24 protein-coding genes are annotated in these 24738 nt (G+C 75.8%); 12 read left to right on the top strand and 12 right to left on the bottom strand.

What is annotated here, in order from left to right; translation table 11 throughout:
- Positions 1 to 103 precede the first annotated feature (103 nt).
- Positions 104 to 841, top strand: coding sequence for a hypothetical protein (locus tag N555_RS0119690; protein ID WP_029433209.1), 738 nt, complete (start codon positions 104 to 106; stop codon positions 839 to 841).
- A 100-nt stretch (positions 842 to 941) separates the two neighbouring features.
- Here N555_RS0119690 and N555_RS0119685 read toward each other — a convergent pair whose 3' ends face one another.
- A complete protein-coding gene (locus N555_RS0119685) occupies positions 942 to 3245 on the bottom strand; it encodes a HelD family protein (RefSeq protein ID WP_029433208.1) in 2304 nt (767 codons plus the stop codon).
- Positions 3246 to 3318: 73 nt separating this feature from the next.
- The gene (locus tag N555_RS0119680; RefSeq protein WP_051684272.1) at positions 3319 to 3984 is read right to left on the bottom strand and encodes an alpha/beta fold hydrolase; all 666 of its coding nucleotides are present in this window, start codon (positions 3982 to 3984) and stop codon (positions 3319 to 3321) included.
- 34 nt (positions 3985 to 4018) lie between these two features.
- Here N555_RS0119680 and N555_RS27060 point away from each other — a divergent pair, with 34 nt between their 5' ends.
- Positions 4019 to 5419, top strand: a complete 1401-nt coding sequence (locus tag N555_RS27060) for a BTAD domain-containing putative transcriptional regulator (RefSeq protein ID WP_197029095.1) — start codon at positions 4019 to 4021, stop codon at positions 5417 to 5419.
- 40 nt (positions 5420 to 5459) lie between these two features.
- On the opposite strand, the gene N555_RS27055 is transcribed toward N555_RS27060, so the two are convergent.
- Positions 5460 to 6167: a hypothetical protein gene (locus N555_RS27055; RefSeq protein ID WP_051684270.1), complete on the bottom strand. Its 708-nt coding sequence runs from the start codon at positions 6165 to 6167 to the stop codon at positions 5460 to 5462.
- A 219-nt stretch (positions 6168 to 6386) separates the two neighbouring features.
- Between N555_RS27055 and N555_RS29010 the strand changes: the two genes are divergently transcribed.
- Positions 6387 to 6521, top strand: a complete 135-nt coding sequence (locus tag N555_RS29010; protein WP_255347371.1) for a hypothetical protein — start codon at positions 6387 to 6389, stop codon at positions 6519 to 6521.
- An 18-nt stretch (positions 6522 to 6539) separates the two neighbouring features.
- On the opposite strand, the gene N555_RS0119660 is transcribed toward N555_RS29010, so the two are convergent.
- Positions 6540 to 7271, bottom strand: coding sequence for a hemerythrin domain-containing protein (locus N555_RS0119660; protein WP_029433204.1), 732 nt, complete (start codon positions 7269 to 7271; stop codon positions 6540 to 6542).
- Between the two features lie 166 nt (positions 7272 to 7437).
- Between N555_RS0119660 and N555_RS0119655 the strand changes: the two genes are divergently transcribed.
- The 4 genes from N555_RS0119655 (at position 7438) to N555_RS0119640 (ending at position 12843) form a co-directional block, all read left to right on the top strand.
- Complete coding sequence (locus N555_RS0119655) at positions 7438 to 8253, top strand: alpha/beta fold hydrolase (RefSeq protein ID WP_029433203.1); 816 nt, start codon at positions 7438 to 7440, stop codon at positions 8251 to 8253.
- Between the two features lie 5 nt (positions 8254 to 8258).
- A complete protein-coding gene (locus N555_RS29170) occupies positions 8259 to 10523 on the top strand; it encodes a SpoIIE family protein phosphatase (protein ID WP_304412926.1) in 2265 nt (754 codons plus the stop codon).
- Between the two features lie 86 nt (positions 10524 to 10609).
- On the top strand, positions 10610 to 11773 hold the full coding sequence (locus N555_RS0119645; RefSeq protein WP_029433201.1) for an acyl-CoA dehydrogenase family protein: 1164 nt from the start codon (positions 10610 to 10612) through the stop codon (positions 11771 to 11773).
- Complete coding sequence (locus N555_RS0119640; protein ID WP_029433200.1) at positions 11770 to 12843, top strand: acyl-CoA dehydrogenase family protein; 1074 nt, start codon at positions 11770 to 11772, stop codon at positions 12841 to 12843. The genes N555_RS0119645 and N555_RS0119640 overlap by 4 nt, the downstream gene beginning before the upstream one ends.
- 39 nt (positions 12844 to 12882) lie before the next feature.
- On the opposite strand, the gene N555_RS0119635 is transcribed toward N555_RS0119640, so the two are convergent.
- Together N555_RS0119635 and N555_RS0119630 are read right to left on the bottom strand one after the other, a co-directional pair.
- On the bottom strand, positions 12883 to 13503 hold the full coding sequence (locus tag N555_RS0119635) for an antibiotic biosynthesis monooxygenase (RefSeq protein ID WP_029433199.1): 621 nt from the start codon (positions 13501 to 13503) through the stop codon (positions 12883 to 12885).
- Between the two features lie 104 nt (positions 13504 to 13607).
- On the bottom strand, positions 13608 to 14261 hold the full coding sequence (locus N555_RS0119630; protein WP_231503019.1) for a nucleoside/nucleotide kinase family protein: 654 nt from the start codon (positions 14259 to 14261) through the stop codon (positions 13608 to 13610).
- A 96-nt stretch (positions 14262 to 14357) separates the two neighbouring features.
- On the opposite strand from N555_RS0119630, the gene N555_RS28020 reads away from it, so the two are divergent.
- Positions 14358 to 16079, top strand: a complete 1722-nt coding sequence (locus tag N555_RS28020) for a hypothetical protein (RefSeq protein WP_156036461.1) — start codon at positions 14358 to 14360, stop codon at positions 16077 to 16079.
- A gap of 387 nt (positions 16080 to 16466) precedes the next feature.
- Positions 16467 to 16757, top strand: a complete 291-nt coding sequence (locus tag N555_RS28445; RefSeq protein WP_197029094.1) for a hypothetical protein — start codon at positions 16467 to 16469, stop codon at positions 16755 to 16757.
- A gap of 9 nt (positions 16758 to 16766) precedes the next feature.
- Here the strand turns inward: N555_RS28445 and N555_RS0119615 are convergent, their stop codons facing one another.
- Both N555_RS0119615 and N555_RS0119610 read right to left on the bottom strand, forming a co-directional pair.
- Positions 16767 to 17807 (bottom strand): glutathione S-transferase family protein, encoded by a 1041-nt coding sequence (locus N555_RS0119615; protein WP_029433196.1) that lies wholly within the window; start codon positions 17805 to 17807, stop codon positions 16767 to 16769.
- Between the two features lie 43 nt (positions 17808 to 17850).
- Positions 17851 to 18270 (bottom strand): DUF1810 domain-containing protein, encoded by a 420-nt coding sequence (locus tag N555_RS0119610; RefSeq protein WP_029433195.1) that lies wholly within the window; start codon positions 18268 to 18270, stop codon positions 17851 to 17853.
- Between the two features lie 175 nt (positions 18271 to 18445).
- Here N555_RS0119610 and N555_RS0119605 point away from each other — a divergent pair, with 175 nt between their 5' ends.
- Entirely contained in the window at positions 18446 to 19993 is a 1548-nt protein-coding gene (locus tag N555_RS0119605) for a class I adenylate-forming enzyme family protein (RefSeq protein ID WP_029433194.1), read from the top strand.
- Here the strand turns inward: N555_RS0119605 and N555_RS0119600 are convergent.
- The 4 genes from N555_RS0119600 to N555_RS0119585 all read right to left on the bottom strand — a co-directional run bounded on the left by N555_RS0119600 (position 19941) and on the right by N555_RS0119585 (position 23106).
- Complete coding sequence (locus N555_RS0119600; protein WP_029433193.1) at positions 19941 to 21107, bottom strand: hypothetical protein; 1167 nt, start codon at positions 21105 to 21107, stop codon at positions 19941 to 19943. The genes N555_RS0119605 and N555_RS0119600 overlap by 53 nt on opposite strands.
- A complete protein-coding gene (locus N555_RS0119595) occupies positions 21104 to 21892 on the bottom strand; it encodes a hypothetical protein (RefSeq protein ID WP_029433192.1) in 789 nt (262 codons plus the stop codon). The genes N555_RS0119600 and N555_RS0119595 overlap by 4 nt, the downstream gene beginning before the upstream one ends.
- A gap of 5 nt (positions 21893 to 21897) precedes the next feature.
- The gene (locus N555_RS0119590) at positions 21898 to 22209 is read right to left on the bottom strand and encodes a hypothetical protein (RefSeq protein WP_029433191.1); all 312 of its coding nucleotides are present in this window, start codon (positions 22207 to 22209) and stop codon (positions 21898 to 21900) included.
- Between the two features lie 138 nt (positions 22210 to 22347).
- Positions 22348 to 23106 carry a DUF6308 family protein gene (locus tag N555_RS0119585; RefSeq protein WP_051684268.1) on the bottom strand — a complete coding sequence of 253 codons (759 nt, stop codon included), beginning with the start codon at positions 23104 to 23106 and terminating at the stop codon, positions 22348 to 22350.
- A gap of 102 nt (positions 23107 to 23208) precedes the next feature.
- Here N555_RS0119585 and N555_RS0119580 point away from each other — a divergent pair, with 102 nt between their 5' ends.
- A complete protein-coding gene (locus N555_RS0119580) occupies positions 23209 to 23793 on the top strand; it encodes a TIGR03086 family metal-binding protein (protein ID WP_029433189.1) in 585 nt (194 codons plus the stop codon).
- Positions 23794 to 23810: 17 nt separating this feature from the next.
- Complete coding sequence (locus tag N555_RS0119575; RefSeq protein WP_156036460.1) at positions 23811 to 24695, top strand: SGNH/GDSL hydrolase family protein; 885 nt, start codon at positions 23811 to 23813, stop codon at positions 24693 to 24695.
- The last annotated feature ends 43 nt before the right edge of the window (positions 24696 to 24738 follow it).

Genomic DNA, 24738 nt, shown 5'->3' with positions numbered 1-24738 from the left:
GTGCCCGGGAAGACGGGACGCGCTGCCCTGGGGTCCGGGACGCGGGGCGCCGGACCGTCGTCGCCAGCACCGGACGACTCACACACCGCACCCGGAGGACACCATGAGCACCCCGCCCGCCGCCCCCGCCCCGCAGATCGGCCTCCCCGTGCAGGAGCCGCCCGCGCCGCAGATCCCGACCGACGTCCAGGGCGGGCTGCGGCCCGGCGCCCGGTTCCGCCGCATCGGCGGCGCGTTGTCGCTGGTCACCTCGGGGACCCTGGTCTTCGCCAGCCTGCTGATGATCCCGTACGAGAACCAGACGGAGGAGGCGTACCTGCAGACCGGCGTCGACCACCAGAGCAACATCCTGTGGGCGGCCGTGGTGCTGCACTACGGCTACCTGCTGCTCCTGCCGGCCGCGCTCACGCTCGTGCACGTCGCCCGCCGGGGTGCCCGGAAGCTGTCGACGATCGCGATGGTCCTCGCGGGGATGGGCGCCGCACTCTCCGGCGTGATCGTCGTCGACTTCTACGACGTCGCCCTCGCCAACGGCCTGCCCCAGGACGAGGCCCTGCGCATCTTCGACCTGGCCGGCAGCTACGGGCAGGGCGCGCTGATCGTCGCGCCGGCGATCCTCGGCCTCGCGGTCGGCACCAACCTCGCGGTGTTCGCGGCCTGGTGGGCACGGGCGATCCCGGTCTACCCCGTCGTCCTCAGCATCGTCGGCTGGGTCGTGTTCACGTTCTTCTCCGGCGACGCGTGGCTGCCCTCGATCGGCACGGGCCTGGCCGCGATCGGGCTGGCCTGGGCCGGCGTGATCGTCTTCCGGATGCGCGACGAGGTGTGGGACCGCATCTGAGCGCCCGCCAGGATCAGGTCCCCTGATCATCGAGCGTCCTCCCTCACCGCAGCACGTGAGGGAGGACGCTTCGTGATCAGGGGACCTGATCGTCGCCGCGTCAGGCCAGCCGGCTCAGCTCCGCGGGCAGCTCGCCGGGGGTGAGGGCGCCGAGCCGCTGGGTGGCGCGGGTGAGCGCGACGTAGAGATCGTTGCGACCGCGCACCCCCTCGTCGAGCACGCCCTGCGGATCGACGACGAGCACCGAGTCGAACTCCAGCCCCTTCGCCTCGGTCGGTGTGAGCACCACCGGGCCGGCCGCCGAGTCCGCCTCCGGCCCGGAGGTGACCGCGGGCAACGCGGCCGCCAGCCCGGCGGTCACCGCGGCGACGCGGCTCGGCGGGACGATCACCGCGAGCGTCCCCTCGTGCCCGTTCCACTCGGCCGCGCACGCGGCGGCCCGGCCGGCCAGGTCGGACTCCCCGACCCGCGCGGCCCACGGCGGCTCGCCGCCCTCGCGGACCGACCGCGGCGGGGTCAGCCCGGTGCCGCCCGCCGCCAGGACGTCCGCCGCGACGGCCATGATCTCGGCCGGCGTCCGGTAGTTGACGGTCAGCTCCTCCAGCCGCCACAGCCCCTGCGCGTGCGGGTCGAGGACCTCGGCCCAGCGGTCGGCACCGGCCAGCGACCCGGTCTGCGCGACGTCGCCCACGACGGTCATCGACCGGGTGGGGCAGCGGCGGACCAGCAGCCGCCACGCCATCGGCGACAGCTCCTGGGCCTCATCGACGACGACGTGGCCGAAGGTCCAGGTGCGGTCGGCGGCGGCGCGCTCGGCGGTGGTGCGCAGGTCGAGCTCCTGCTGCCGGTCGGCCAGCCGCTCGGCGGTGAGCAGGTCGCCGGCGCTGAGCACCTCGCCCTCCTCGCCGTCCTCCAGGTCGGTGGAGCGGGAGCCGTGCAGCAGGTCCAGCGTCGCCTGGGCCTCGGCGAGCCGGCGGCGGCGGTCCCGGCCGGCGCGGCCGCGCTCGGCCGAGTCGTCGGTGCCCAGCAGCTCGTCGGCCTCCTCCAGCAGCGGGACGTCGGCCGGGGTCCAGTCCCCGGCCGGCCGGTGCAGGAGCGCGCGGTCGGCCTCGCTCCACCCGGGGGTGGCGGCGGCGATCGCAGCGGGGTCGGCGTAGAGCTCGCGCAGGAAGCCCTCCGGGGTCAGCCGCGGCCACAGTTGCTGGGTCAGCGCCCGCACGCCCGGGTCGCCGGCCACCTCGCGCCGAAGCGAGCTGAGGTCGTCGGAGCCGAAGAGGTCGCGGGCGCCGTCGATGCCCTCGCCGAGCTTCTCCGCCAGGCGCTTGGCGAGCAGGTCGACCAGGCGGCGGGCGAACTCGGCCCGGGCCAGGTTGTGCAGCCGGGCGGCCCGGCGGGCCGCGCTGCCGGTGCGCGCGACGTCGACCGGGCGCAGCCGCAGCGGCGTCCCGTCGATGACCACCTGCACCGGCGCCTGGGGCACGACCTGGCGGGCGCGGACCGCCCGCTCCAGCACCTCGACCATCTCCAGCCGGCCCTTGACGGCGGCGGCCTGCGGCGACTCCGCGGCCCGGGCGTCGATGCCCGGCCGCAGCTGCCCGAGCCCCGACAGCAGCACGCCGGTCTCGCCGAGGGAGGGCAGCACGTCGGCGATGTAGCGCAGGAACGTCGGCGTCGGCCCGACCACCAGCAGTCCGCGCCGGGCCAGGCGCTCGCGGTGGGTGTAGAGCAGGTAGGCGGCGCGGTGCAGGGCGACGGCGGTCTTGCCGGTGCCCGGCCCGCCCTGCACGACCAGCACGCCGTTGGCGTCGGCGCGGATGATCCGGTCCTGCTCGGCCTGGATGGTGCGGACGATGTCGGTCATCCGGCCGGTGCGCGAGGCGCCGAGGGCGGCCAGCAGCGCGGCCTCGCCGGTGATCTGCAGCCCGTCGGTGTCGGCGGCCGTCACGGCGTCGATCAGCTCGTCGTCGATCCGGGTGACCGTGCGGCCGCGGGTGCGGATGTGCCGGCGCCGGACGATGCCGAGCGGGTGCATGGGGGTGGCGGTGTAGAACGGCCGGGCCGCGGGCGCCCGCCAGTCGACGAGCGCCGGGTCGGTGGTGGCGTCGTCGGCGGCCAGCCCGATCCGGCCGACGTAGAGCGCGCCGTCCTCGGTGCGGTCGATCCGGCCGACGACGAGGCCGGGCTCGGCGGCGTCGAGGGCGGTGACCCGCTCGGACTGGAAGCGCACGGTCGCGTCGCGCTCCTGCAGGTCCTGCGGGGACACCGCCGGTGAGGTGATCGCCTGGCGCAGCCGGTGGGCGGCGTGGTCGCGCGCGGCGTCCAGGCGCCGGTACAGATCGGTGACGTACTCCTGCTCGGTGGCCAGCTCGGAGTCGGGGACGACATCGGACCGGGTGGTCGTCAACGCGCTCCTCGGGGTCGGGTCGTCGGGACGGACCGACCATTGTGCGCGTTCGCGACCGGCAGGGGGCCGCGGCTCACCCGGCGAGGGCCACCAGCCGTTCGGCGAGCTCGGCCGGACGCGACAGCGCGGCCAGGTGCCCGCCCGGCACCTCCTCGACCTCGAGGCCGAGCCGGTCGGCGGCGACCCGCCGCTGGAAGTCCGGCGGGAAGAACCGGTCGTCGCGGCCGGCCAGGACGACGGTCGGGACGTCGGGCCACGCGGCCAGCGGCCAGGGGTCGGCGAACGGCCGCCCCGACTGGTCCCGCTGCGGCGGCGCGGTCGCCAGCACCTCGGCGGGGACGTCGTGCAGGAACACCTCGTCCGACGCCGGCACGTCCTGACCGGTCGCGGCCCACCAGTCGCCGCCGGTCTCGCCGGGGAGGGGCACCATCGCGTTGAGCAGGACCAGCAGACGCGCCCGGAGCCGGTCGCAGACCAGCGGCGCGGTCAGCCCGCCCATCGACTGCGCCACGAGGACGACGTCGCGGGCGTCCCCGGCGGCGGCGACGACGGCGTCGGCGTAGGCGGCCAGCCCGGCGGTGTCGTCGTCGGCCGGGAGGTCCACGGCCACCGCCTCGGCCCCCCGGGAGCGCAGCTCGGGCACGAGCCGGTGCCAGTACCAGGCCGAGCCGCCGGCACCGGGGACGAGGACGAAGGTGGGGAGCACGGGAGGAGGACCGGGCAGCGCGCGCGAACTCATCGGCAGCGGGCCCCTCCGGTGGCAGCATGCCGGCGTGCCGGCCGTGCCCGTCCCTCTCGCCCCCGGTCGCGTGGAGTGCCGGGTCCTGGGCCCGCTCGAGGTCCGTGCCGGTGGCTGGCCACTGCCCCTCGGCGGGCGCAAGCAGCGGCTGGTGCTCGCCACGCTCCTGCTCGCCGGGGGCCGTCCCGTCTCGGCCGACCGCCTGGTCGACGTGCTGTGGGGCGACGACGCGCCCTCGACGGCGCGCAACACCCTGCAGGCGCACGTCTCCGGGTTGCGCCGGGCCCTGGGCCAGGCCGGGGCGCCGGCGGTGGTGCGCCGCGACCCCGGCTACGCCGTCGACCTCGCCGGTGCCGACCTGGACCTGGCCCGGTTCCGCGGCGCGGTCGAGGAGGGCCGGACGGCGCTGCGGGAGGGACGGCCGGACGCGGCGGTCCCGGCCCTGGACACCGCCCTGCAGCTCTGGGCCGGGCCCCCACTGGCCGACCTGGCCGACGAGCCGGGGCTGGCCGCCGAGCTGCGTGCCCTGGAGGAGGACCGGCTCGCCGCCGTGGCCAGCCGCGCGGAGGCCCACCTCGCCCTCGGCCCGTCGGTGTCGCTGGTCGCCGAGCTGACCGAGCTGGTCGCCGAGCACCCGCTGCACGAGCACCTGCGGGCGCTGCTGGTCCGGGGCCTCTACCGGGCCGGGCGGGCCGCCGACGCGCTCGGCGTCCTCCGGGCCGGTCGCCGGGTGCTGGCCGAGGAGCTCGGCGCCGACCCCGGCGCCGAGCTGCGCGACCTCGAGCGCGCCGTCCTGGACGCCGAGGACCTGCGCGGACTGGAGCGCGAGAGCATGCCGTTCCTGCTCCACCAGGACGCGACCGGCGCGCAGCGGGCCGAGCCGCTGGACCCCGCCCGCAGCCCCGTCACGATCGGCCGCGCGCCGGAGAACCCGGTGGCGCTCGTCTGGGACCGCGAGGTCTCCCGCGTCCACGCCCGCCTGGAGTGGAGCCGGCTGGGCTGGGTGCTCGTCGACGTCTCGCGCAACGGCTCGCTGGTGGACGGCGTGCTGGTCCGGGGCGGCCGGCGGCTGCTGCGCGACGGGGCGGTCCTGCGGATCGGGGAGACGGTCCTGCTGTTCCGCTCCGCCGTCTCGGCCCGGCCGGCGACGGCTCCGGAGACCGCACTGGCGACCGCGGAGGCGCCGGTCCGGCTGCTCGCCGGCCTCTCGCCCGAGGAGCAGGACGTGCTGGCCACGGTGCTCGCCGTCCCGGCCGGCGGGTTCACCGGCGGGCGGCCCGAGGAGCTGCTCGCCGAGGCCCTCGGACTGCCGGTGGAGCGGGTGATCGCGGTGGTGCCGGTCCTGTGCCGGCGGTTCGGTGCGCCGGACGGGGGGCCGGGCCGGGTGCCGGCCCTCGCCGAGCGGGCCCGCGTGCTGGGCCTCGCCTCGGCGTGACCCCGGCGCCCGGCCGGCGCACCGGCCCTCGTGCCGGCCGTCATCCGGCGAAGAGGGAGCCGAACAGGTCGGCCGCGACCTCGCGGACGGTGTCCGGCGCACCGGTCGAGGAGTCCACGGCCGCGGCCTCCAGGGACGGTGCCGCCGTCGCTGCCTCGGTGGGGTCCCCGGCGGACGGGGCGTCGTCCCCGGCCGACAAGTAGTCGTAGCCGGCGCCGTACTCGTAGGTGGCCTCCCAGTAGACCCACCCGTCGGACTCGACGAACGCGAAGGTCACCGCCTCGTAGGCGTAGGCGTAGGAGTAGTCGCCGGCCGCCTCGGACCAGTCCGCGTAGCCGTCGTCGTCGACGTCGTAGTAGAGGGTGTCGACGTAGCCGTCGAGATCGTCGTCGGCCCCCCACACGTCCGGCGCGCCGTTGTCCGTCGTGTCGACGCCGACGGCCTCGACGTAGCCGTCCTGGTCCTCGTCGAAGGCCCAGGTGTCCTCCCAGCCGTCGCCGTCGGTGTCGGTGCCGATCTGCTCGAGGTAGCCGTCCTCGTCGTAGTCGTAGCCGTAGGTGTCCTCGTAGCCGTCGGAGTCGCCGTCGAAGCCGTAGGTGTCGTAGTAGCCGTTGGCGTCGGTGTCGTAGGCGATGAAGGCGGTCGTGTCGGCCGACGCGGTGCCGGCGCCGGTCACGGCCAGGGCGACGACGGCCGCGGCGGGGACGGTGCTGCGGAGCAGGGTGCGGGTCAGGCGGGTGCGGGTCATGGCTGGTCTCCTCGGACGAGGGAGCCGGTCGGCTCCGATGCGAGGACCGTGACGGAGGCCGCTGAAGGACCGCTGAAGCCCGGAAAGGTGCAGGTGAGCGGGCTCACCCGGCCCGTCCGGGAGCGCAACCGGGAGGTCACCTCCGCGTCATCTGGCGTGCCTACCGTCGATCGGGACGCTGCGAGACCCGCGGCCGTCACCGCACCAGAGGGGGAGGCCATGAGCGCCACCAGCACCATCGAGCGACCGACCACCAGCACCGTCGAGCAGGCCACCTGGACCTGCCCGAACTGCTCGGGCGAGAGCCGCGCCCACCGCAAGCGCTGCGCCGACTGCGGCACGTCCCGCCACTGAGGGCGGGACGACGCGGCGTCAGGCCGCGGGCGGCTCGCCGCGCAGCCGGATGACCGCCGCGCGGTAGCGACGCCGGCCGTTCAGCCGCCAGGCGGTCCGGGTGGCCGGGGTCAGGGCGGCGAGCAACCGCGCCTGCTCGCCGGGGCCGGCGTCCTCCAGGGCGAGGCCGAGCACGAACATCTGCTCCCTCGCCGAGAGAGCGCAGCCGGCCGCGGCCGTGATCGCCGACCACTGCTCGGCGGGCAGGACGGCCAGGAGGGGCAGCAGCGCCCGCTCCTCCTCGGCGGTCTGCCCGTCGAGGGTGCCGGCCAGGACCAGGCAGGCCATCGCGAACGAGTCCCGGGCGGCGGCGGTCCCCGTGACCGACCACTGCCGGGCGGCGGTGCCGACGTCGCGCAGCAGCCGGTCCACCCGGGCGGTGCGCGCGGTCCAGTCGGCGATCCGGCCCCGCGCCCGATCGGCGTCCTCCGCCGGCAGGGCGCGCAGCAGCGTGGGCCAGATGAGGTCGCGCTCGAGCGCGTGGTGCTGGAGGAGGACCCGGCCGACGAGGTCGGCGTGCGCGGCCAGCGCCGTGGTGCGGGCGGGGTCGTCCGGGGCGGCCCAGGTGGCCAGCCGGGTGAGGACGCGGAACTCGCGGCGCACCAGCCGGTGGACGACGAGCTGGTGCGCCGTGGCCCGGCACGGCGTCGCGGGGGCCACCGGAGCGGACCCGGGAGGGGAGACGGGAGGACGGACCGCGGCGGTGGGCATGGCGACCTCGATGCGGGAGCGGACCGGGCCCGGGAGCGGCTCGGGATGGCGGGGACGCTAGGGCCGCGGCGGTCCCGGGCGCCAGGGTTTTCCGTCCCGCCCCGGCCGGGCACCTGCGGGCGGCGGAGGGGTGCCGGACCACGCGGTCTCACGTAGGTTCGCGGCCGTGTCGGTGGTGCTTCGCAACCGGGTGCGGATCAGTGGTGTCCCCACCGGACGGCCGATCCTGTTCGCCCACGGCTTCGGCTGCGACCAGACGATGTGGCGGCTCGTGGCGCCGGCCTTCGAGGCCGACCACCGCGTCGTCCTGTTCGACCACGTCGGCGCCGGGGGCTCCGATCTCTCGGCCTACGACCCGGCGCGCTACGGCTCGCTGCAGGGCTACGCCGACGACCTGGTGCAGATCTGCCGGGAGCTGGACCTCAGCGACGTCGTCCTCGTGGGCCACTCGGTCAGCGCGATGATCGGCGTCCTCGCGGTGCGCGCCGCGCCGGAGCTGTTCGGGGCGCTGGTGATGGTCGGGCCCAACCCGCGCTACGTCGACGACGGCGACTACACCGGCGGCTTCACCCGCGCCGACATCGCCGGGCTGCTGGACTCCCTCGACGCCAACCACCTCGGCTGGTCGGCCGCGATGGCCCCGGTGATCATGGGCCCCGGGCAGCCGGAGCTGACCGAGGAGCTGACCAACAGCTTCTGCCGGACCGATCCCGACATCGCCCGCCAGTTCGCGCGGGTCACCTTCCTCTCCGACAACCGCGCCGACCTCCCCGCGGTGAGCGTGCCGACGCTGGTGCTGCAGTGCTCCGACGACGCGATCGCCCCCGACGCGGTGGGGCGCTTCGTCCACGAGCAGGTACCGGGCAGCACGTTCGTCCAGCTGGCCGCGACCGGCCACTGCCCGCACCTGAGCGCGCCGGAGGAGACCGTCGAGGCGATCCGGGCCTGGCTGCGCGAGCCGGCCGGACGGGTGCGAGCCTGAGCCCCGTGGAGGACGCGCCCGGCGCCGGGCCGGCCGAGCTCGGCCGGCTCATCGAGGACGACCCGGCCGACCTGTACGAGAACGCCCCCTGCGGCTACCTGTCGATGCTGCCCGGTGGGCGGATCATCAAGGTGAACCGCACCTTCGCCCAGTGGTCGCGCCGCTCGGCCGAGGAGCTGCTCGGCGCCTCGTTCCCGGAGCTGCTCACGGTGGGCGGGCGGGTGTTCCACGAGACCCACTTCACCCCGCTGCTGCGCATGCAGGGCGCGGTCCGCGAGGTCGCCCTCGACCTCGCCCTGCCCGACGGCACGACGCTGCCGTGCCTGGTCAACGCGGTCGAGCTGCGGGACGACGCCGGCGCCCCGGTGCTGGTGCGGGCGACGCTGTTCGAGGCCACCTCCCGCCGCCGGTACGAGCGGGCCCTGCTGGCAGCGCAGCGCACCGCGGCCGAGTCGGAGACGCGGTCGCGCGCGCTGCACCAAGCGGTGTCGGAGCTGGCCGCGGCGGTGTCGGTGCACGACGTCGCGGTGGTGCTGGTCGAGGGCGCACGGGCCGCGGTCGCCGCGGACGGCGGGGGGCTGTGGCTGTTCCCCGCGGAGGAGGCGCCCGGCCGGCGACCGGGCCGCACCCCACCGCGGTTGCTGGCCCAGGCGGGCATCTCGGCTCCGCTGCGGGCCGAGCTGGAGCGGCTCGGCGCGCGGGCGACCCGGCTGGTGCGGCCCGGCGGGGTCCGGGTCGTGCCGCTCGGCCCCGACCTCGAGCGCCAGGAGCCGGGGCTGGCCGCGGTGATGGCCGCGGAACGGGTGGACGCGCTGGTCCTGGTGCCCGTGACCGCCGAGGGACGCCCGCGCGGGCTGCTGGTGCTCGTCCGGTCCGCGGACGGCGAGGGCGGCGGCGAGCTGATCAGCCTCACCGAACCCGGGACCGGCGGGGACCTCGCCGTGGCCGACGCCGACCTGCTCCGGACCCTCGGCCGGCAGGCCGGGCAGGCGCTGGAGCGGGTGTGGCTGTACGAGGAGACGGCGCGGCAGGCGGCCCGCTCGGCGTTCCTCCTCGACGCAGCCAGGCTGATGTCGGCGGCCGCGGGGGTGGCGGAGACGGTGGAGCGGCTGGCCCTGCTCGCCGTCCCCCGGCTGGCCGACCTGTGCCTGATCGACCTCATGACCGAGCACGGCTGGACCCGCCCGGCCGCGCGGCACGCCGATCCGGCGCTCCAGCACCTGGCCGACCGGCTGCGGGACGTGCACCTGCCGCCGTCGGGCGGTGCGCACCCGAGCGTGCAGGCCGCGGACGGCGGGCGCACGGTGTGGGTGCGCGAGGTCACCGACGCCTGGATGGCCCGCATCGCGCAGGACGACCGGCACCTCGCGGTGCTCCACGAGTTGCGGCTGACCGGGCTGGTCGCCGTCCCGCTGATGGCCGAGGGCCGGCTCCTCGGCGTCCTGACCCTGGGCAGCAGCCGGCAGCGCGGGCCGTTCACCGCGGCCGACGTCGAGGTCGCCGAGCAGCTGGCGCTGCAGGTCTCCCAGGTGGTGGACAAGGCGCAGCGGCTGGAGCTGGAGACCCGGACCTCGCACGCGCTGCAGGCCAACCTGCTGCCGCCGGCGCCGCCGCCGGTGCCCGGGCTGGCCGTGGCGGTGCGGTACATGGCGGCCAGCCAGGGCGCCGACGTGGGCGGTGACTTCTACGACGTGGTGCCGCTGCCGGCCGACGGCACGGTCGCGCTCGCCGTCGGCGACGTGGTCGGGCACGACATCACGGCCGCGGCGGTCATGGGGCAGCTGCGCAGCGTCCACCGGGTGCTGCTGGCCGAGCGGCCGTCGCCCAGCGCGATCATCGACCGCTTCCAGGCCGGCTGGGGCCTGCTCGGGCTGCAGCGCATGGCGACGGCGCTGTTCGGCCGGCTCGACCCGGCGACCGGTCAGCTGCGGCTGGCCTCGGCGGGCCACCTCAGCCCGCTCCTGATCACCGGCGACCGCGTCGAGTACCTGGACGTGCGGCCCAGCCGGATGCTCGGCGCCCCGCCGGCACCGGCGCCGGCCGTGGAGTGGGCCGGCGTCCTCCCGGTGGGCGCCACGCTGGTCCTCTTCACCGACGGGCTGGTCGAGAGCCGCACCGCCGACATCGACGCGGGCCTGGCGGCGCTGCGGGACGTGGCGCGGGCGGCCAGTGGTGCGGGCCCGGACGAGCTGTGCGACCGGCTGCTGGCCGAGCTGACCGGCGACCACCGCGCCGATGACGTCGCCCTCCTGGCGGTCGCCCGCGTGTGAGGTCGGTCCCCGCGCGGGTGACATCGGCCGCGGGCAGGTACAACCGGAGCGGACAGCACCACACCGATGTGGGGAGATCGGCGACCATGAGCAGCGATGCACTGACCCTGGCGCCCGCGCCGCGGTCCGAGGCGGCCGAGCAGGTGCGGGCGGAGGTGCGCGAGTTCCTGGCCGCCGAGCTGGCCGCGGGCTCGTTCAGCACGCACGTGGACACCTGGCTGTCGGGGGTGGACCCCGACTTCTCCCGGAAGCTGGGGGAGCGGGGCTGGCTGGGGATGACCTGGCCGAAGGAGTACGGCGGGCACGAGCGGACCGCGATGGAGCGCTACGCCGTCACGGAGGAACTGCTCGCGGCCGGGGCGCCGGTGGCGGCGCACTGGATCGCCGACCGGCAGTCCGGCCCGAACCTGCTGCGCTACGGCACCGAGAAGCAGCGGCAGGAGATCCTGCCGAGGATCGCGGCGGGTGAGTGCTTCTTCGTGATCGGCATGTCGGAGCCGGACTCGGGCTCGGACCTGGCCTCGATCCGGACGAAGGCGTCGCGGGACGCGAACGGCGACTGGTTGGTCACCGGGGCGAAGGTGTGGACGTCGAACGCGCACCACTCGCACTACGGGATCGTGCTGGTGCGGACCTCGCCGGCGGATCCGGCCAACCGGCACGCGGGCCTGAGCCAGCTACTGGTCGACCTGTCGTTGCCGGGCATCGCGATCAACCCGATCCGGATCCTTGACGGCGGGCACCACTTCAACGAGGTGGTGTTCGACGACGTGGTCGTGCCCGGCGACATGTTGCTGGGTGAGGAGGGCGCGGGCTGGCACCAGGTGACCGCGGAGCTGGCCTTCGAGCGCAGCGGGCCGGAGCGGTTCCTGTCCACCTATCCGCTACTAGCGGAGTTCGGTCGCCGGGCCGCTTCGACGGGGGATGCCGCGCAGCTGGCGGCGTTGGGCCGGTTGTCGGCGCGGCTGCTGGCGCTGCGGCAGCTGTCGTTGCGGATCGCGGCGGCGCTGGACCGCGGGGAGCTGCCCAACATCGCCGCCGCCCTGGTCAAGGACGTCGGCACCACCTTCGAGGCCGACGTGGTCGACGAGGTGCGGCGGGTGGTGGACGTGCCGGCGTCGCTGGACTCCCCGGATCCACTCGGGCGGGCGCTGGCCGAGGCGCAGCTGCACGCACCGGGCTACACGTTGCGCGGTGGGACCAACGAGATCCTGCGCGGGATCGTGGCACGAGGGCTGGGACTGCGATGAGCGATCAGGACCTGGTGGTCGAGACCGTCCGGGACATCCTCGCCGGGCACGAGCCGCTGCTGCTGGACGCCGAGCAGCAGTGGGACGCCGGCCTCTGGACGGCGCTGGCGGAGGCCGGGCTGACCGGTGTGGGCATCGCCGAGGAGGCCGGCGGGTCCGGCGGTGAGCTCGCCGACGCCGTGGCGATCGTGCGCACACTCGCCGCCGGAGCCGGGGCGGTGCCGGTCGCCGAGCAGCTGCTCGTGGCGGCGCCCGCGGTGGTCGCGGCCGACCTCGACCTACCCGCCCCCGAGGAGCCGCTGACGTTCGCGGTCGCCGACGCCGTGACCGCCGAGCCCTCCGACGACGGCGACGGCCCCGGCCGCTGGACGCTGAGCGGCACGGCGACCGACGTCCCGTGGGCCGGGGTGGCCCGGCACGTCGCGGTGCTGGCCGCGGCACCGGCCGGGATCGAGGGCTCGGTGCTCGCCCTGGTCGACGCCACGGGGCTGACCACGACCCGGGCGGTGAACCTCGCCGGCGAGCCGCGGGGGTCGCTGGTGCTCGACGGCGTCCCGGCGTCCGGTGCGCTGCTGCGGCCGGAACAGGCGGCCCACCTGCGCGCCCGGTACGCCCTGGCCCGGTCGGTGCAGCTGGCCGCGGCCCTGGAGCAGGTGCTGGCGTGGACCGTGCAGTACGCCGGTGAGCGGCAGCAGTTCGGCCGTCCGCTGGCGAAGTTCCAGGCCATCCAGATGGAGCTGGCCGAGATGGCCGGCGAGGTGACCGCGGTGACGGCGATCGTCGACGCCGCCGTCCAGGGCCTGGAGCGGGGCTCGCCGGAGCTGCCGCTGCTGGCCGCCGCCGCGAAGGTGCGGGCGGGTGCGGCGGTCGAGGTGGTGGCCCGGCTCGCGCACCAGGTGCACGGCGCGATCGGCTTCACCCAGGAGTACCGGCTGCACCACCTCACCCGGCGCTGCTGGTCGTGGCGGGACGAGGCCGGCAACGAGGCGACGTGGTCGCGGTTCCTCGGTGCGGGCGTGCTGGCCGACGGCCCGGACGGTCTCTGGGGGACGCTCACCCGGCTCGGCTGAGCATCGGGGCGGGTCCGGTGCCGGACCCGCCCCGGCCGCTCAGGCCATCTCGGGCACCCGCAGGTGGGCCAGCACGAGGTCGAACTCGGCGACGTCGGTGATGGTGACCTCCATCGCCGAGACGAAGGTGTCCCGCATGCGCATGGCGTCCTCGCGGCTGGCCTCCATGGAGGCGCGGTCGTCGAAGGTCACCGCGGAGGCCGCGCGGCCGGTCTCCCGGTCGATCATCAGGCTGACGCTGCAGAAGCCGGGGAGCTCGTCGAACTGCGGGACCATCGTCATCCGGTAGGCGTCGAGGACGCGGTCGATCTGCCCGGTGTCCGCCCGGCTCCAGATCACCCGTGTGCAGGCACCCTCGGGGGCCTCGTGGCGGCGGTGCATGACGGCGATCTCGTACTCGTGCACCTCCATCTCGCCGCCCATGATCTCGCGGGCCTGCTCCCGCATCGTCTTCACGCCGTCGGCGCTGGCCCTCATGGCCTGCTCGTCCGTCCAGGCGGCGGTGACGATGCAGCGGCCGGACTCCCGGTCGGCCAGCATCGACAGACCCACGCAGCCGTCCATGTCCATGACGGCGGGCATGACCCGGTCGCGTACGTGCGCGATCCCGTCGTCCACGCGCGTGGGGTCGCCGTGGACGGTCGTCGTCCGTGCGTACATGCCGCTCCTCCTCACGGGGCGCGGCGGCGCCCGTGCGGCGCCGCCGCGTCGCCCACCGTCCTCGCGCGGCCCCGCGGGGGACAGGGACCTCCGACCCCGTGCGGTCAGTCGGTGCGGAGGTCGAGCCCGGAGGTGTCGAGGCAGAGGTCGGCCCGGCCGGAGGTGGCCGCGATGAGCTCGGCGTTCGGGTCGTCGACGGCCGCGACCCAGGCGCGCGCGGCGTCGGGGGACTTGCCGAAACGGACGTGCCGGTCGAGCAGTCGGGCGCGGCGGGTGGCGTCGTCCAGGCCGACGTACCAGACCTCGTCCAGCGCGCCCCACACGTCGGGCCACGGGGGCTCCTCGAGGAGCAGGTAGTTGCCCTCGGAGACGACGATTCGCGTCCCCGGCGGGACGGCGATGCTGCCGGCGACCGGCTGCTCGAGGTCGCGCTCGAAGGCCGGCGCGTAGACCGTCGTCTCTTGCTCGGCCCGCAGCCGGCGCAGCAGGGCGAGGTAGCCGTGCCCGTCGAAGGTGTCGACGGCGCCCTTGCGGTCGCGGCGGCCGAGGGCGTCGAGGGCGGAGTCGGCGAGGTGGAAGCCGTCCATGGGGACGCCGACGGCCGGGAGGCCGCGTGCGCACAGCCGGGACACGAGCCAGGTGGCCAGCGTCGACTTGCCCGCGGCCGGCGCCCCGGCGATGCCCAGCAGCACCCGCGGCCGGCGCTTGACCAGGGTGGCGACCCGGTCCAGGAGGTCGTCGGGAACGGGAGCACTCACAGGAGGCAGCATGCCGCTGCGCAGGCCGGGTGGCACGGCCGGGATCTGCTCGCAGGAAACGCCGTGCGTCGTGCGTGAGTGCGTCGCTAACGGGGCATGGCGGTTCCGATGAACGCGGAGTCGGTCAGCCGAGCGGGACGGTCACGTCCGCCTCTCGCGCTGCCCGGCCGCCGGGACGCCGCGGACGGCGGGCTGGACCCGTGGGTCGTCCGGCTGCTGCTGCTCGTCGGGTTCCTCGGCGCGCTCGTGGTGGTCATGGTGGGCCTCTCCTCGGCTGCGCGTGCCGACGAGACGCCCGTTTCGGGACCGCTGGGGTCTCTCGTCACGACCGTGACCGCACCGGTCGAGGCGGTGGCCGCGTCGGTGGTGGAGCCGGTCGTCGCGCCGGTGACCCCGGTGGTCGAGACCGTCGTCGAGTCGGTGCCCGCTGTGGTGGAGCCGGTCGTGGCGACGGTGCCCGCGGTGGTGGAGCCGGTCGTGGCGACGGTGCCCGCGGTGGTGGAGCCGGTCGTGGCGACGGTGCCCGCGGTGGTGGAGCCGGTGGTGGCGACGGTGACCCCGGTGGTCGAGAGGGTCGTGGCGACGGTGACCCCGGTGGTCGAGGCGGTCGTGGCTCCGGTCGTTCCCGTCGTGCCTGCGGTGCTGGAGCCGGTGGTCGACGTTCTGGCTCCGGTCGTGGATGCGATCGAGCCCGTCGTCCAGCCGGTGGTCGATACCGTCGAGCCGGTGCTCGTCCCGGTCGTCGATGTCGTTGATGCCGTCGAGCCGGTCGTGGACGCAGTCGAGCCCGTCCTGCCCACAGTGCTGGAGCCGGTAGTCGACGTGGTCGTTCCCGTCGTGCCTGCCGTGCTGGAGCCTGTGGTCGAGGTCCTGGCTCCGGTCGTTCCCGTCGTGCCTGCGGTGCTGGATCCGGTGGTCGAGGTCCTGGCTCCGGTCGTGGATGCGATCGAGCCCGTAGTCCAGCCGGTGGTCGATGCCGTCGAGCCGGTGCTCGTCCCGGTCGTCGATGCCGTCGAGCCGGTCGTGGACGCGGTCGTTCCCGTCGTGCCTGCGGTGCTGGAGCCGGTGGTCGAGATCGTGGCACCGGTCGTCCAGCCGGTGGTCGAGGTCGTGGCTCCGGTGGTCGATGTGGTGGCTCCGGTCGTCCAGCCGGTGGTCGAGGTCGTGGCCCCGGTGGTCGATGTGGTGGCTCCGGTCGTCCAGCCGGTGGTCGAGGTCGTGGCTCCGGTGGTCGACGTCGTCGCTCCGGTGTCGGTGCCGGTCGTGGACGCGGTCCAGCCCGTCGTCCAGCCGGTGGTCGAGATCGTGGCTCCCGTCGTCCAGCTCGTCGTGGACGTGCCCACCCCGCCGGCGCCCGGCCCCGCACCCGCCTCCGAGCCGCTGTCGACCACTCCGGCTCCCGCCGTCAGCACGACGACCAGCGACATCGAGCCCGGCGCCTCCGCGGTCCAGCCGATCCCGGCCCCGCTCCCGGTCCCTGCGATCGCCCCCACGCCTGCGGTCGAGCCGGTCCTGACTGCGTCCGTCCTGACCACGACGCCCACCTCTGCCGGTCGAGCGGCGGACGTCTCGCCGGCGCAGGCGGACACCGCCCCGCCGTCGCCCCTCCCGGCGATCCCGCAGCCGCCGGTGCCCGCGCCGGCACCCGCACCTGCGTCGTCATCCCCGGGTTCCTCGGCGGCCTCGCCGTTCGCGTCCCCGGACGCGACACCCGTCCCCGTCCTCCCCACCCCGGGGAGCGGGACCACGCCCGTCGACTCCGCGCCCGCCGGCTCCTCCGGCGGCGTGCTCGACGGTCCGGGCACCTCGCCCGACTGACCCTCCTCCCGGCCGCACCCGGCCGTGCCCGCGTCACGCGGGTGCCGGGTGCGGCCGCCTGAGGAGCGCGAACGCGCGCTCCCGGAGGAGGCCATCAGACGCTCCCCGCACCCCGGTCGGCCGCGGCCGACCGGTCCGGGTCCCTGGTTCTCCTCCGCGAGCGACGCAGTCGGCCGACCGCGAGAGCGGTCGTGCCCTCCGCCGGTCACGGGGCGGGCGGAGGGCACGAGGCGGGGAGACAACGGGGGCTGGAGTTCCGCTGTACGGACGCCGCGGCGTCCGGGAACTCCCGGTCTCTCCGCACCGGCCGGGACATCGCCGGCGGGGGACGTGCAGCTCGTGTGGCACGTCCTCCGCCGGCTCCCCGTCACCTGGCAGGGTGCGCCCGTGGACAACGCCGATCCGGTCCTGCTGGCCGTCGCCCTGTTCGTGGCGGTCGTCGTCATCGCCGCCGCGCTCGTGTACTCGCGCTGGCCGCGGCGGACCGGTCGGCGGCGGAGCCGGGGATACGACGACCGAGGCGGCGACTACAGCTCCACCGCATGGGCCGGCGACGGCGGCGCGAGCTACGGCGACCGCCGCGACTCCGACCCCGGGAGCTGGTCAGGCGGCAGCGACAGCGGCTCGGACGGTGGCTCCGACGGCGGGAGCGACGGCGGAGGCGGCGGCGGGGACTGACCGACGGGCCTACCGGTGGCCGATGCCCCCCGGCCCGTGGTCGGCCGGGACCTCCTCGCCGGCGGCGACCGGACCGGGCGGCGTCCCGTCCCCGAACGGCGAGCCGCCCAGCTGCTCGCGACCGTGCGGGGTCAGCCAGTTCGAGGTGTCCGGCCCCATCGGGATGATCTTGGTGGGGTTGATGTCGGCGTGGACGACGTAGTAGTGCTCCTTGATCTGCGGGAAGTCGGTCGTGTCGCCGAACCCCGGCGTCTGGAACAGGTCCCGCGCGTAGCCCCACAGCACCGGCATCTCGCTCAGCTTCGAGCGGTTGGCCTTGAAGTGGCCGTGGTAGACCGCGTCGAACCGGGCCAGCGTGGTGAACAGCCGGACGTCGGCCTCGGTGATCGTGTCGCCCATCAGGTAGCGGCGGTCGGCCAGCCGCTCCGACAACCAGTCCAGCGCGGTGAACAGCCGCCCGTAGGCCTTGTCGTAGGCGCGCTGCGAACCGGCGAACCCGCAGCGGTACACCCCGTTGTTGACCTCGGTGTAGACGCGCTGCATGACCTCGTCCATCTCGTCCCGCAGGTGCTCGGGGTAGAGGTCGGGAGCGCCGTCGCGGTGGTACGCCGTCCACTCGGTGGAGAGGTCGAGGGTGATCTGCGCGAAGTCGTTGGTGACGACGGCCTTGGTCGGCACGTCGACCATCGCCGGGACCGTGATGCCGCGCGAGTAGTCGGGGTCCCGGGCGAGGAAGGCCTCCTGCAGCCGCTCGTAGCCCAGCACCGGGTCGCGGCCACCGGGGTCCAGGTCGAACGTCCAACTGCGCTCGTCGTGGGTCGGGCCGCAGATGCCCATCGACAGCACCGGCTCCAGGCCCAGCAGCCGCCGGACGATCGTCGACCGGTTTGCCCACGGGCAGGCCCGGGCGACGACGAGCCGGTACCGGCCGGGTTCCACCTTCCACCCGCCCGATCCGTCGGCGGTGATCCGGTCGGTGATGTAGTTGGTGTCCCGGGAGTAGTCCCGGCCCTGCTCGACGTAGCCCGATCCGTTGCTGTCCTCGCTCACCGCCCCAGCCTCGCCGACGCGGGCCACTCGCGCCCGCTCGAGCTCACAGGCGGGACGTCGTGGCGTCGTCCCGCTCGCCGGCGAAGAAGGCGTCGAGGACCTCGCCGAACACCGGCTCGTCGGGGGCCGCCGCAGCGAAGAGGGTCATCGACGAGCGCAGCTTCACCGCGTCGACGGGTCCGAACACCTGCTCGGCGGTGCGCCCCTCCAGCCGGGCGAGCACCCGGGCGCACTCCACCAGCCGCGGACCCAGCACCGGATGGGCCAGGTAGGCGCGCGCCTCGTCGAGTCCGGGGACCGCGTACCGCTGCGCCGTGGAGCTGCGACCCAGGCCGGCCACCTGAGGGAACACGAACCACATCCAGTGGCTCCGCTTCGCGCCGGCGCGCAGCTCCGCGAGCGCCTGCTCGTAGGTGCCGGACTGCGCGTCGACGAAGCGCTGCAGGTCGAACCGATCGCTCACCGCCGCTCCATGCCCCGGCCCGGGACGCCACCAACCTGTTCCGAGCGTCCCTGTGCTCTGCCCACCACCCGTGGGCAGAGCACAGGGACGCTCGGGGCACACCAGCCGCCCGCGAGTGGGCTCGCACCCAGGCGGAAGATGGTTGCGACGAGCAACGGTGGTCGAGGAGGACGGCATGCAGCGGGACCGGGGGAGCTACCCCTTCGACACCAGCGGGATCGAGACCGGCCCGGACGGGATCCGGCGGTACACGGGCCTGCGGCGCAACGTGGTGGCGCTGCTCCTCGACGTCGCCGCGCGGTACCCGGAGCGCCCCGCGGTCGCCGAGCTCGGCGGCGGCAGCGTCACCTACGCGCAGCTGGTCGAGCGCGGACGCCGGGTGGCGGCCGGTCTGCGCGGAGCGGGCGTGGGCCCCGGCGACCGGGTCGCGCTGCGGATCGGCAACGGCCTGGACTGGGTCCTGGCCTACTGGGGGACGCACCTGGCCGGCGGCGTCGTCGTCCCCCTGAACACCCGGCTGGCCGAGGCCGAGGCCGAGTACGTGCTGGCCGACTGCGGCGCCGCGTACGTCGTCCGCCCGGGGGAGCCGCTGCCCGATGCCGACCCGGACGGGACGCCGGACGCCGACCGCGCGCACACCGACGTGGCCGCGCTCTTCTACACGAGCGGCACGACCGGCCGGCCCAAGGGCGCCATGGTCACGCACGAGAACCTCCTGACGACGATCGAGAACGTCATCCGCTGCCGGGAGCTCGACCGCGACCCCGCGCTGGCGAACTCCACGCTGATCTCCGTGCCGCTGTTCCACGTCACGGGCTGCTGCTCGCAGCTGATGACCCAGGTCGAGCTCGGCGGCCTCGCCGTCGTGATGCCGCAGTTCCGGCCGGCCGACTTCCTCGCCGCCATCCCGGAGTACGGCATCACGCTGATCACCACCGTGCCGACGATCTACGAGCTCGTGCTGCGCCACCCCGACTCCGCGACCACCGACGTCTCGACCGTGCGCACGGTCAGCTACGGCGGTGCGCCGATCGCGCCGGAGCTGGTCCACCGTCTGGTGGACGCCTTCCCGCGTGCCCGGGTGGGCAACGGCTTCGGGCTGAGCGAGACCACGGCGCTGGCGACGTTCCTCCCGCACGAGTACGCCGCCGAGCATGCCGACGCCGTCGGCTTCGCCGCGCCGGTGGACGACGTGCGGATCGACCGGCCCGACCCGGTCACCGGGGTGGGGGCGCTGCTCGTCCGCGGGCCTAACGTGGTCGCCGGCTACTGGGGCGACCCGGCGCGCACGGCGGAGACGTTCGTCGACGGCTGGCTGCGCACCGGCGACGTCGCGCGGATCGACCAGGTGCCGGCCGGGGGCATCGTGCGGATCGTCGACCGCGCCAAGGACATGATCAACCGCGGCGGGGAGAACGTGTACTCGGTCGAGGTGGAGAACGCCCTCGCCGAGCACCCCGACGTGGTCGAGGTGGCGGTCGTCGGCGTGCCGGACCCGGTGATGGGGGAGAAGGTCGGCGCCGTCGTGCTGCCCCGGGAGGGCGTCGACCCCGCGGCGCTGGTGCCCGACCTCGCGGCGTTCGCGCGCGAGCGCCTGGCGGACTTCAAGGTGCCGCAGTTCGTGCGGGTGCTCAGCGGACCGCTGCCGCGCAACGCCGGCGGCAAGGTGCTCAAGGCGCCGCTGCGCCAGCCCACCGGGTGGATCGAGGTGCCGCGCCGGTGACGGTGCCGGCCGGCGCGGGCACCAGGTCGGCGAGGACGTCGTCGAGCCGCCCGGCGTGCAGCGCCTCGAGGAAGGACTCGATCCAGCTGCCGGGCAGGGTGAGCCAGCGGCTGCGGTGCGCGGTGTCGAGCCGGACCACGTAGGTCCACCAGGTGGCGGTCACGACCTCGACCCGGACCCGGGCCGCCGCGCGGGGACGCAGGTCCATGGGCCGGGGCGTGGCACGCGGGGCGTCGTCGCGCTCGGGGGTGTCCCGCTCGACCGGCAGGGGCAGGTCCCCGGCGGTCACGGCGTGCAGGGCGGCGAGGTCGTCGGCGTCGAGGAGCTCGGCGAGCCGGTCGCCCAGGAGGTCCACGACCCGGGCGAGGTGGGCGCCCGCGGTCGTCGTCCCGCCGCGCGAGCGCAGCCGGGCCGTCCGTCCCTCCGCGTAGAGGTCGGGACCGAACGCCCGCCGGTCGACGTAGGTGCCGTACCGCTGCACCGCCCGCTGGGTGCGGACCCGGAGCGGGGGAGGCAGCAGGGCGCGGGTGCGCCGGGAACGGACGGCGTCGGCGGCCAGTCCGGAGGCGGCGACCGCGACGGCGGCGGCGTGCCGGAGTGACCGTCCCTCGGCGTACTCGCCGCAGATCTCCAGGCGCCCCGGCCGGGGCCGGACCAGCAGACCGGGGGAGTCGGGGCCGTCCAGCAGCAGCATGAGTGCCGGCGCCAGCCGCCTGACGACGAGGCGCGCCGCCTGCACCACGAGGTCGTCGTCGACCGACGTGCTGACGTGCGTCGAGTAGCCCGCCAGCGTCCAGCCCGGCGGCAGCTCGCCGGCCAGGGCGTCCCGCCCGGCCGCGGCCCAGGCGTGCACCTGGGCCGCGGTGCCGCGGCCGACGACGACCGGCGGGGTCACCACCTCGGCCTCGGGGCCGTCGGCGGTGACCACGCCGCCCCAGCGGCCGCGGGCGGCATGGGGGTCGCCGGGGTCGAACCGGGCGCCCAGCGCCCACCCGTCGATCCGCTCCCGGACGTCGACCGCGAGGCCGGCGGCGTCGCGGACCGCGAACTCCTGTTCGACCCCGCACCGGGCGCGCGGGTCCGGGACGACCAGCCCGCCCAGCGCTGCGGTCACGCCGACGTGAACGTGAAGGTGCCGAGGTAGACGCCGCAGAGGGCGGGCCCCGGGATGATCACCGGGTCGGCGCTCTCGACCCAGGTGCCGGTCAGCGTCGGCTTCTCCGGCGGCCCGGACACGCGGAACGTGATCGTCGCCGTGGCCATCCCGCCGGAGCAGGACGGGTTCTGCCAGACCACGGGGGTCGTCGAGATGGCGGCGTACTCGCCGGTGCCGGTGGGCGCGGCCTCGAACGGGGGATTGCAGTTCCCCGGAGCCCGGCAGTGCACGACGGTGCACGTGCCGGTGCCGTCGCAGGGGCCGGTGAGCTCCCACGTCCGCTGCCGGACCTCGCCCACCGAGCCCAGCGAGGGGTCGGGCCCGAACCCGGGCGGCGACACGAACTCGGTGGTGGTGAGCACGATCGGCACCGTCCGCGGGCCGGTGAACGCCGGTGTGGGCTCCGGCGTCGGCTCCGGGGTGGGTTCGGCGGACGCCGAGCTGGGCGTGGGCGCGGCGGCCGGCGCCGGGTCGTCGTCCCCGCCGCCGAGGAGGACGACCAGTGCCACGGCGCCGGCGACGAGCAGCGCGCCCGCCGTGACGAGCGCTGCCACCGGTGGCCGGTGCGGAACGCTCTGCCGTCCCTTGTCGGCCCGGCCGGCGGGGTCGCCGGACAACCACTTCCCCGTGACGGGGTCGCGCTCGGCCGGGAGGGTGACGCCCCGGCCGGGCGGACGGTCGGACAGGACGGGACCCCCCGTGCGGGCGAGGTCCCGGCCGCGCGGCAGTCGGGGCGAGGTCACCGGCGTCAGCTCTCCGGACCGGAGCCGGGCCCGTCCCCGCCGTCCCGCCGGCGGAGGACGCCGCCGAGCGGAGGCAGTCCGGCGGACCGGCCGTCGCCTCCGGTGCCCTTGGCGGCGTCCGAGGCGGACGAGAACCCCTTCGCGGCGTCCGCGGGAGAGGCCGCGCCCTTGGCCGCGTCCGCAGGGGCCGACAGGCCCTTGCTGTCGAACGCGGTCTCGAAGCCCTTGCCGTCGGCTGTGGCCGGGAGGCTGCCCGTCCCCTTGCCGAGGACGTCGCTCGCGGCAGGCCCGGGAGCCCAGTTGCCCTTCTCGCCCATGGTTCCTCCACCTGACGGCCCGGGACCCGGGCGTGTGACGGCGGAGCATGACCGTGCGTCACCGGCGGCGGGGTGGCCCGGGCCGTTCCTGCCCCTCCCGAGGGACCCCGTCCGTGTCCAGGTCGCCCGTTCAGGTGGTCAGCGGGCCGCGGCGGCGACCGCGAGCGGGCCGGCCTCCTCGGAGTCCCGTCCCCACGCGACGGCGGTGTCCCAGCGCAGCGAGGCGGAGAGCCAGAGCAGCACGTCGTGCAGGCGCAGCCGGGTCAGCCGGATCCCGAGCACGGCGCGGACCCGGGCCTCGAGGAGGGCGAAGGCGGCCGCGTTGGCCCGCAGCTCCCGGAGCACGACGGCGTGCACGCCGCTGTCGCCCTCCGCGGTGTGCGGCCACAGCTGCCGTCGGGTGACGCCGTCCAGCAGCGGGAAGAGGTCCGGCCGGCGGTGGTGCAGCGCGGCGAGCACGTAGGTGCCGTGTGGTCCGCCGGCCAGGCCGCGCAGCGCCGCGCCCACCGTGCCGGGCTCGGCGAGGACGCTGGTCTGCTCCTCCGGCAGCTCCCAGAACGCCCGGCCGGCGGCGCCACGCACCGCCGCCTCGGCTCCCGGCAGCGCCCCGTCGAGCGCGGTCCGCACCGCCGTCCAGCCGTCGGGGTCGAGCCGTCCGTGCAGGCCCTCGGCGAGCAGGACGTCGCGGTCGGTCATCCGGGCCGAGGTCTCCGGCGGCTGGCGGTCGAAGCGCTCGAACGCGAACGCGCGGACCCGGACCCAGCGCCCCTCGCGGGCGTTGGGCGCCCGGAAGCGCAGCGGCCGGCGGCCCAGGGCGTACCCGACGACGGCGGCCAGCGCGTCGTCCGCGCCGATCGGCTCCGGACCGGCGCTGGGCAGCAGGAGTGCGGCGTCCATCGGCTCCCCCTCCGACGTCGGCGTCCCGCCGACGGTACCCACGGTCGGCTGGTCCGGCCGGTCGGACCGCTGAGTTCCGGCCGCTCCGGCGGTCGACCCTCCATGGAGACGATGCAGCAGGCCCTCGCCGCCGCGGCCACCGAGACGGCGCGCGTGGTCACCGCGATCCGTGACGACCAGCTCCCCGCCGCCACACCCTGCGCGGACACGCCGGTCGCCGCCCTGCTCGACCACCTCGACGGTCTGACGCTGGCCTTCCGGCTGGCCGCGGAGAAGCGGGTGGGCGGCACGGCGAGCGCCTCGGCCGACGCCCTCACCCCCGACTGGCGGACCCGGATCCCGCAGCGGCTGGCGGCGCTGGCGGCCGCCTGGCGCGATCCGGCGGCGTGGGAGGGCGACGCGGAGGCGGGTGGGGTGACGATGCCGGCCCAGGCGATGGCCGCCGTCGCGGTGGACGAGGTCCTGGTGCACGGCTGGGACCTCGCCGTCGCCGTCGGCGCGCCCTACCGTGCGGACCCCGGCGCGACCGAGGTGGCCACGGGGTTCGTGTTCGCCGCGACGGGTGAGGGACCGCCGGTGGAGGGGTTGTTCGGCCCGCCCGTGGACGTCCCCGCCGAGGCGCCCGCCTTCGACCGGCTGCTGGGCCGGACGGGCCGTGACCCGGGGTGGCGGCCGCCGGCCGGCTGACCCGTGATGATGGGGCCATGCGCACGCCCCGGGGCCGCTCCGCCCTGCTCGCTGCCCTGACCGCCCTGGCCCTGGCCGCCTGCAGCTCCGGCGACTCCGGCGACTCCGGGGACGACGCGGCCGACGACACCCCGGCGGCCGGCAGCAGTGCGGTGGACGACGACGGCGGCGGGACCTACCTCGCGCTCGGCGACTCGGTGCCCTTCGGCTACATCGACGACAACCCGGGCGGGTACCAGGACGAGGACGCCTTCGTCGGATATCCGGAGCTGATCGGCGAGGACCGCGGGCTGGACGTCGTCAACGCGACCTGCCCCGGTGAGACCACCACGAGCTTCGTCGATCTCACCGCGGTCAGCTTCGGCTGCACGAACGTCCAGGGGCGCGACCCCGGCTACCGCGACGCGTTCCCGCTGCACGTCGACTACGACGGCACGCAGCTGGAGGAGGCGATCCAGGTGCTGCAGGAGACCGACGACGTCGAACTGGTCACCCTGCAGATCGGCGCCAACGACGGGTTCCTCTGCCGGGCCGGCGGCGAGTGCGACGACGCCGCGGGGCTCGAGGCGCTGACCGGCCGGCTGCAGGAGAACGTCGACGGGATCCTCTCCGCGCTGCGCGACGAGGGCGGGTACGACGGGCAGATCGTCGTCGTCGGCTACTACTCGCTCGACTACGGCGACCCGGTGTCGATCGCCGGCAGCGACGGGCTCAACGAGGCGCTGTCGGCCGCGGCGGAGGCCAACGACGCCGAGTACGCCGACTCCACCGAGCTGTTCCGGCCGGTCGCCGAGGAGGCCGGCGGCAGCTCCATCGCGGCCGGGCTGGTGCTGCCCGACGACGTGCACCCGACGCTGGAGGGGCAGCGGCTGCTCGCCGACGCCGTGGAGAGCGTGCTGTGACCCTCGTGGTGTGATTCCTGCGAAGAGATGTTCGTCGACACGA

It is taken from the genome of Blastococcus sp. URHD0036, from assembly GCF_000701365.1.
Classification (GTDB): domain Bacteria; phylum Actinomycetota; class Actinomycetes; order Mycobacteriales; family Geodermatophilaceae; genus Trujillonella.
This window is presented reverse-complemented; position numbering and strand designations above follow the sequence as displayed.

What these genes read in the sequence shown, in the direction of transcription:
- N555_RS0119635 (WP_029433199.1), bottom strand. Translation starts at nt 13,503, where the DNA reads ATGTACGCACGGACGACGACCGTCCACGGCGACCCCACGCGCGTGGAC.
- N555_RS29010 (WP_255347371.1), top strand. Translation starts at nt 6,387, where the DNA reads ATGAGCGCCACCAGCACCATCGAGCGACCGACCACCAGCACCGTCGAG.
- N555_RS0119640 (WP_029433200.1), top strand. Translation starts at nt 11,770, where the DNA reads ATGAGCGATCAGGACCTGGTGGTCGAGACCGTCCGGGACATCCTCGCC.
- N555_RS0119680 (WP_051684272.1), bottom strand. Translation starts at nt 3,984, where the DNA reads ATGAGTTCGCGCGCGCTGCCCGGTCCTCCTCCCGTGCTCCCCACCTTC.
- N555_RS27055 (WP_051684270.1), bottom strand. Translation starts at nt 6,167, where the DNA reads ATGACCCGCACCCGCCTGACCCGCACCCTGCTCCGCAGCACCGTCCCC.
- N555_RS0119580 (WP_029433189.1), top strand. Translation starts at nt 23,209, where the DNA reads ATGGAGACGATGCAGCAGGCCCTCGCCGCCGCGGCCACCGAGACGGCG.
- N555_RS0119590 (WP_029433191.1), bottom strand. Translation starts at nt 22,209, where the DNA reads ATGGGCGAGAAGGGCAACTGGGCTCCCGGGCCTGCCGCGAGCGACGTC.
- N555_RS0119575 (WP_156036460.1), top strand. Translation starts at nt 23,811, where the DNA reads ATGCGCACGCCCCGGGGCCGCTCCGCCCTGCTCGCTGCCCTGACCGCC.
- N555_RS0119645 (WP_029433201.1), top strand. Translation starts at nt 10,610, where the DNA reads ATGAGCAGCGATGCACTGACCCTGGCGCCCGCGCCGCGGTCCGAGGCG.
- N555_RS0119690 (WP_029433209.1), top strand. Translation starts at nt 104, where the DNA reads ATGAGCACCCCGCCCGCCGCCCCCGCCCCGCAGATCGGCCTCCCCGTG.
- N555_RS0119585 (WP_051684268.1), bottom strand. Translation starts at nt 23,106, where the DNA reads ATGGACGCCGCACTCCTGCTGCCCAGCGCCGGTCCGGAGCCGATCGGC.
- N555_RS0119660 (WP_029433204.1), bottom strand. Translation starts at nt 7,271, where the DNA reads ATGCCCACCGCCGCGGTCCGTCCTCCCGTCTCCCCTCCCGGGTCCGCT.
- N555_RS0119605 (WP_029433194.1), top strand. Translation starts at nt 18,446, where the DNA reads ATGCAGCGGGACCGGGGGAGCTACCCCTTCGACACCAGCGGGATCGAG.
- N555_RS28020 (WP_156036461.1), top strand. Translation starts at nt 14,358, where the DNA reads ATGGCGGTTCCGATGAACGCGGAGTCGGTCAGCCGAGCGGGACGGTCA.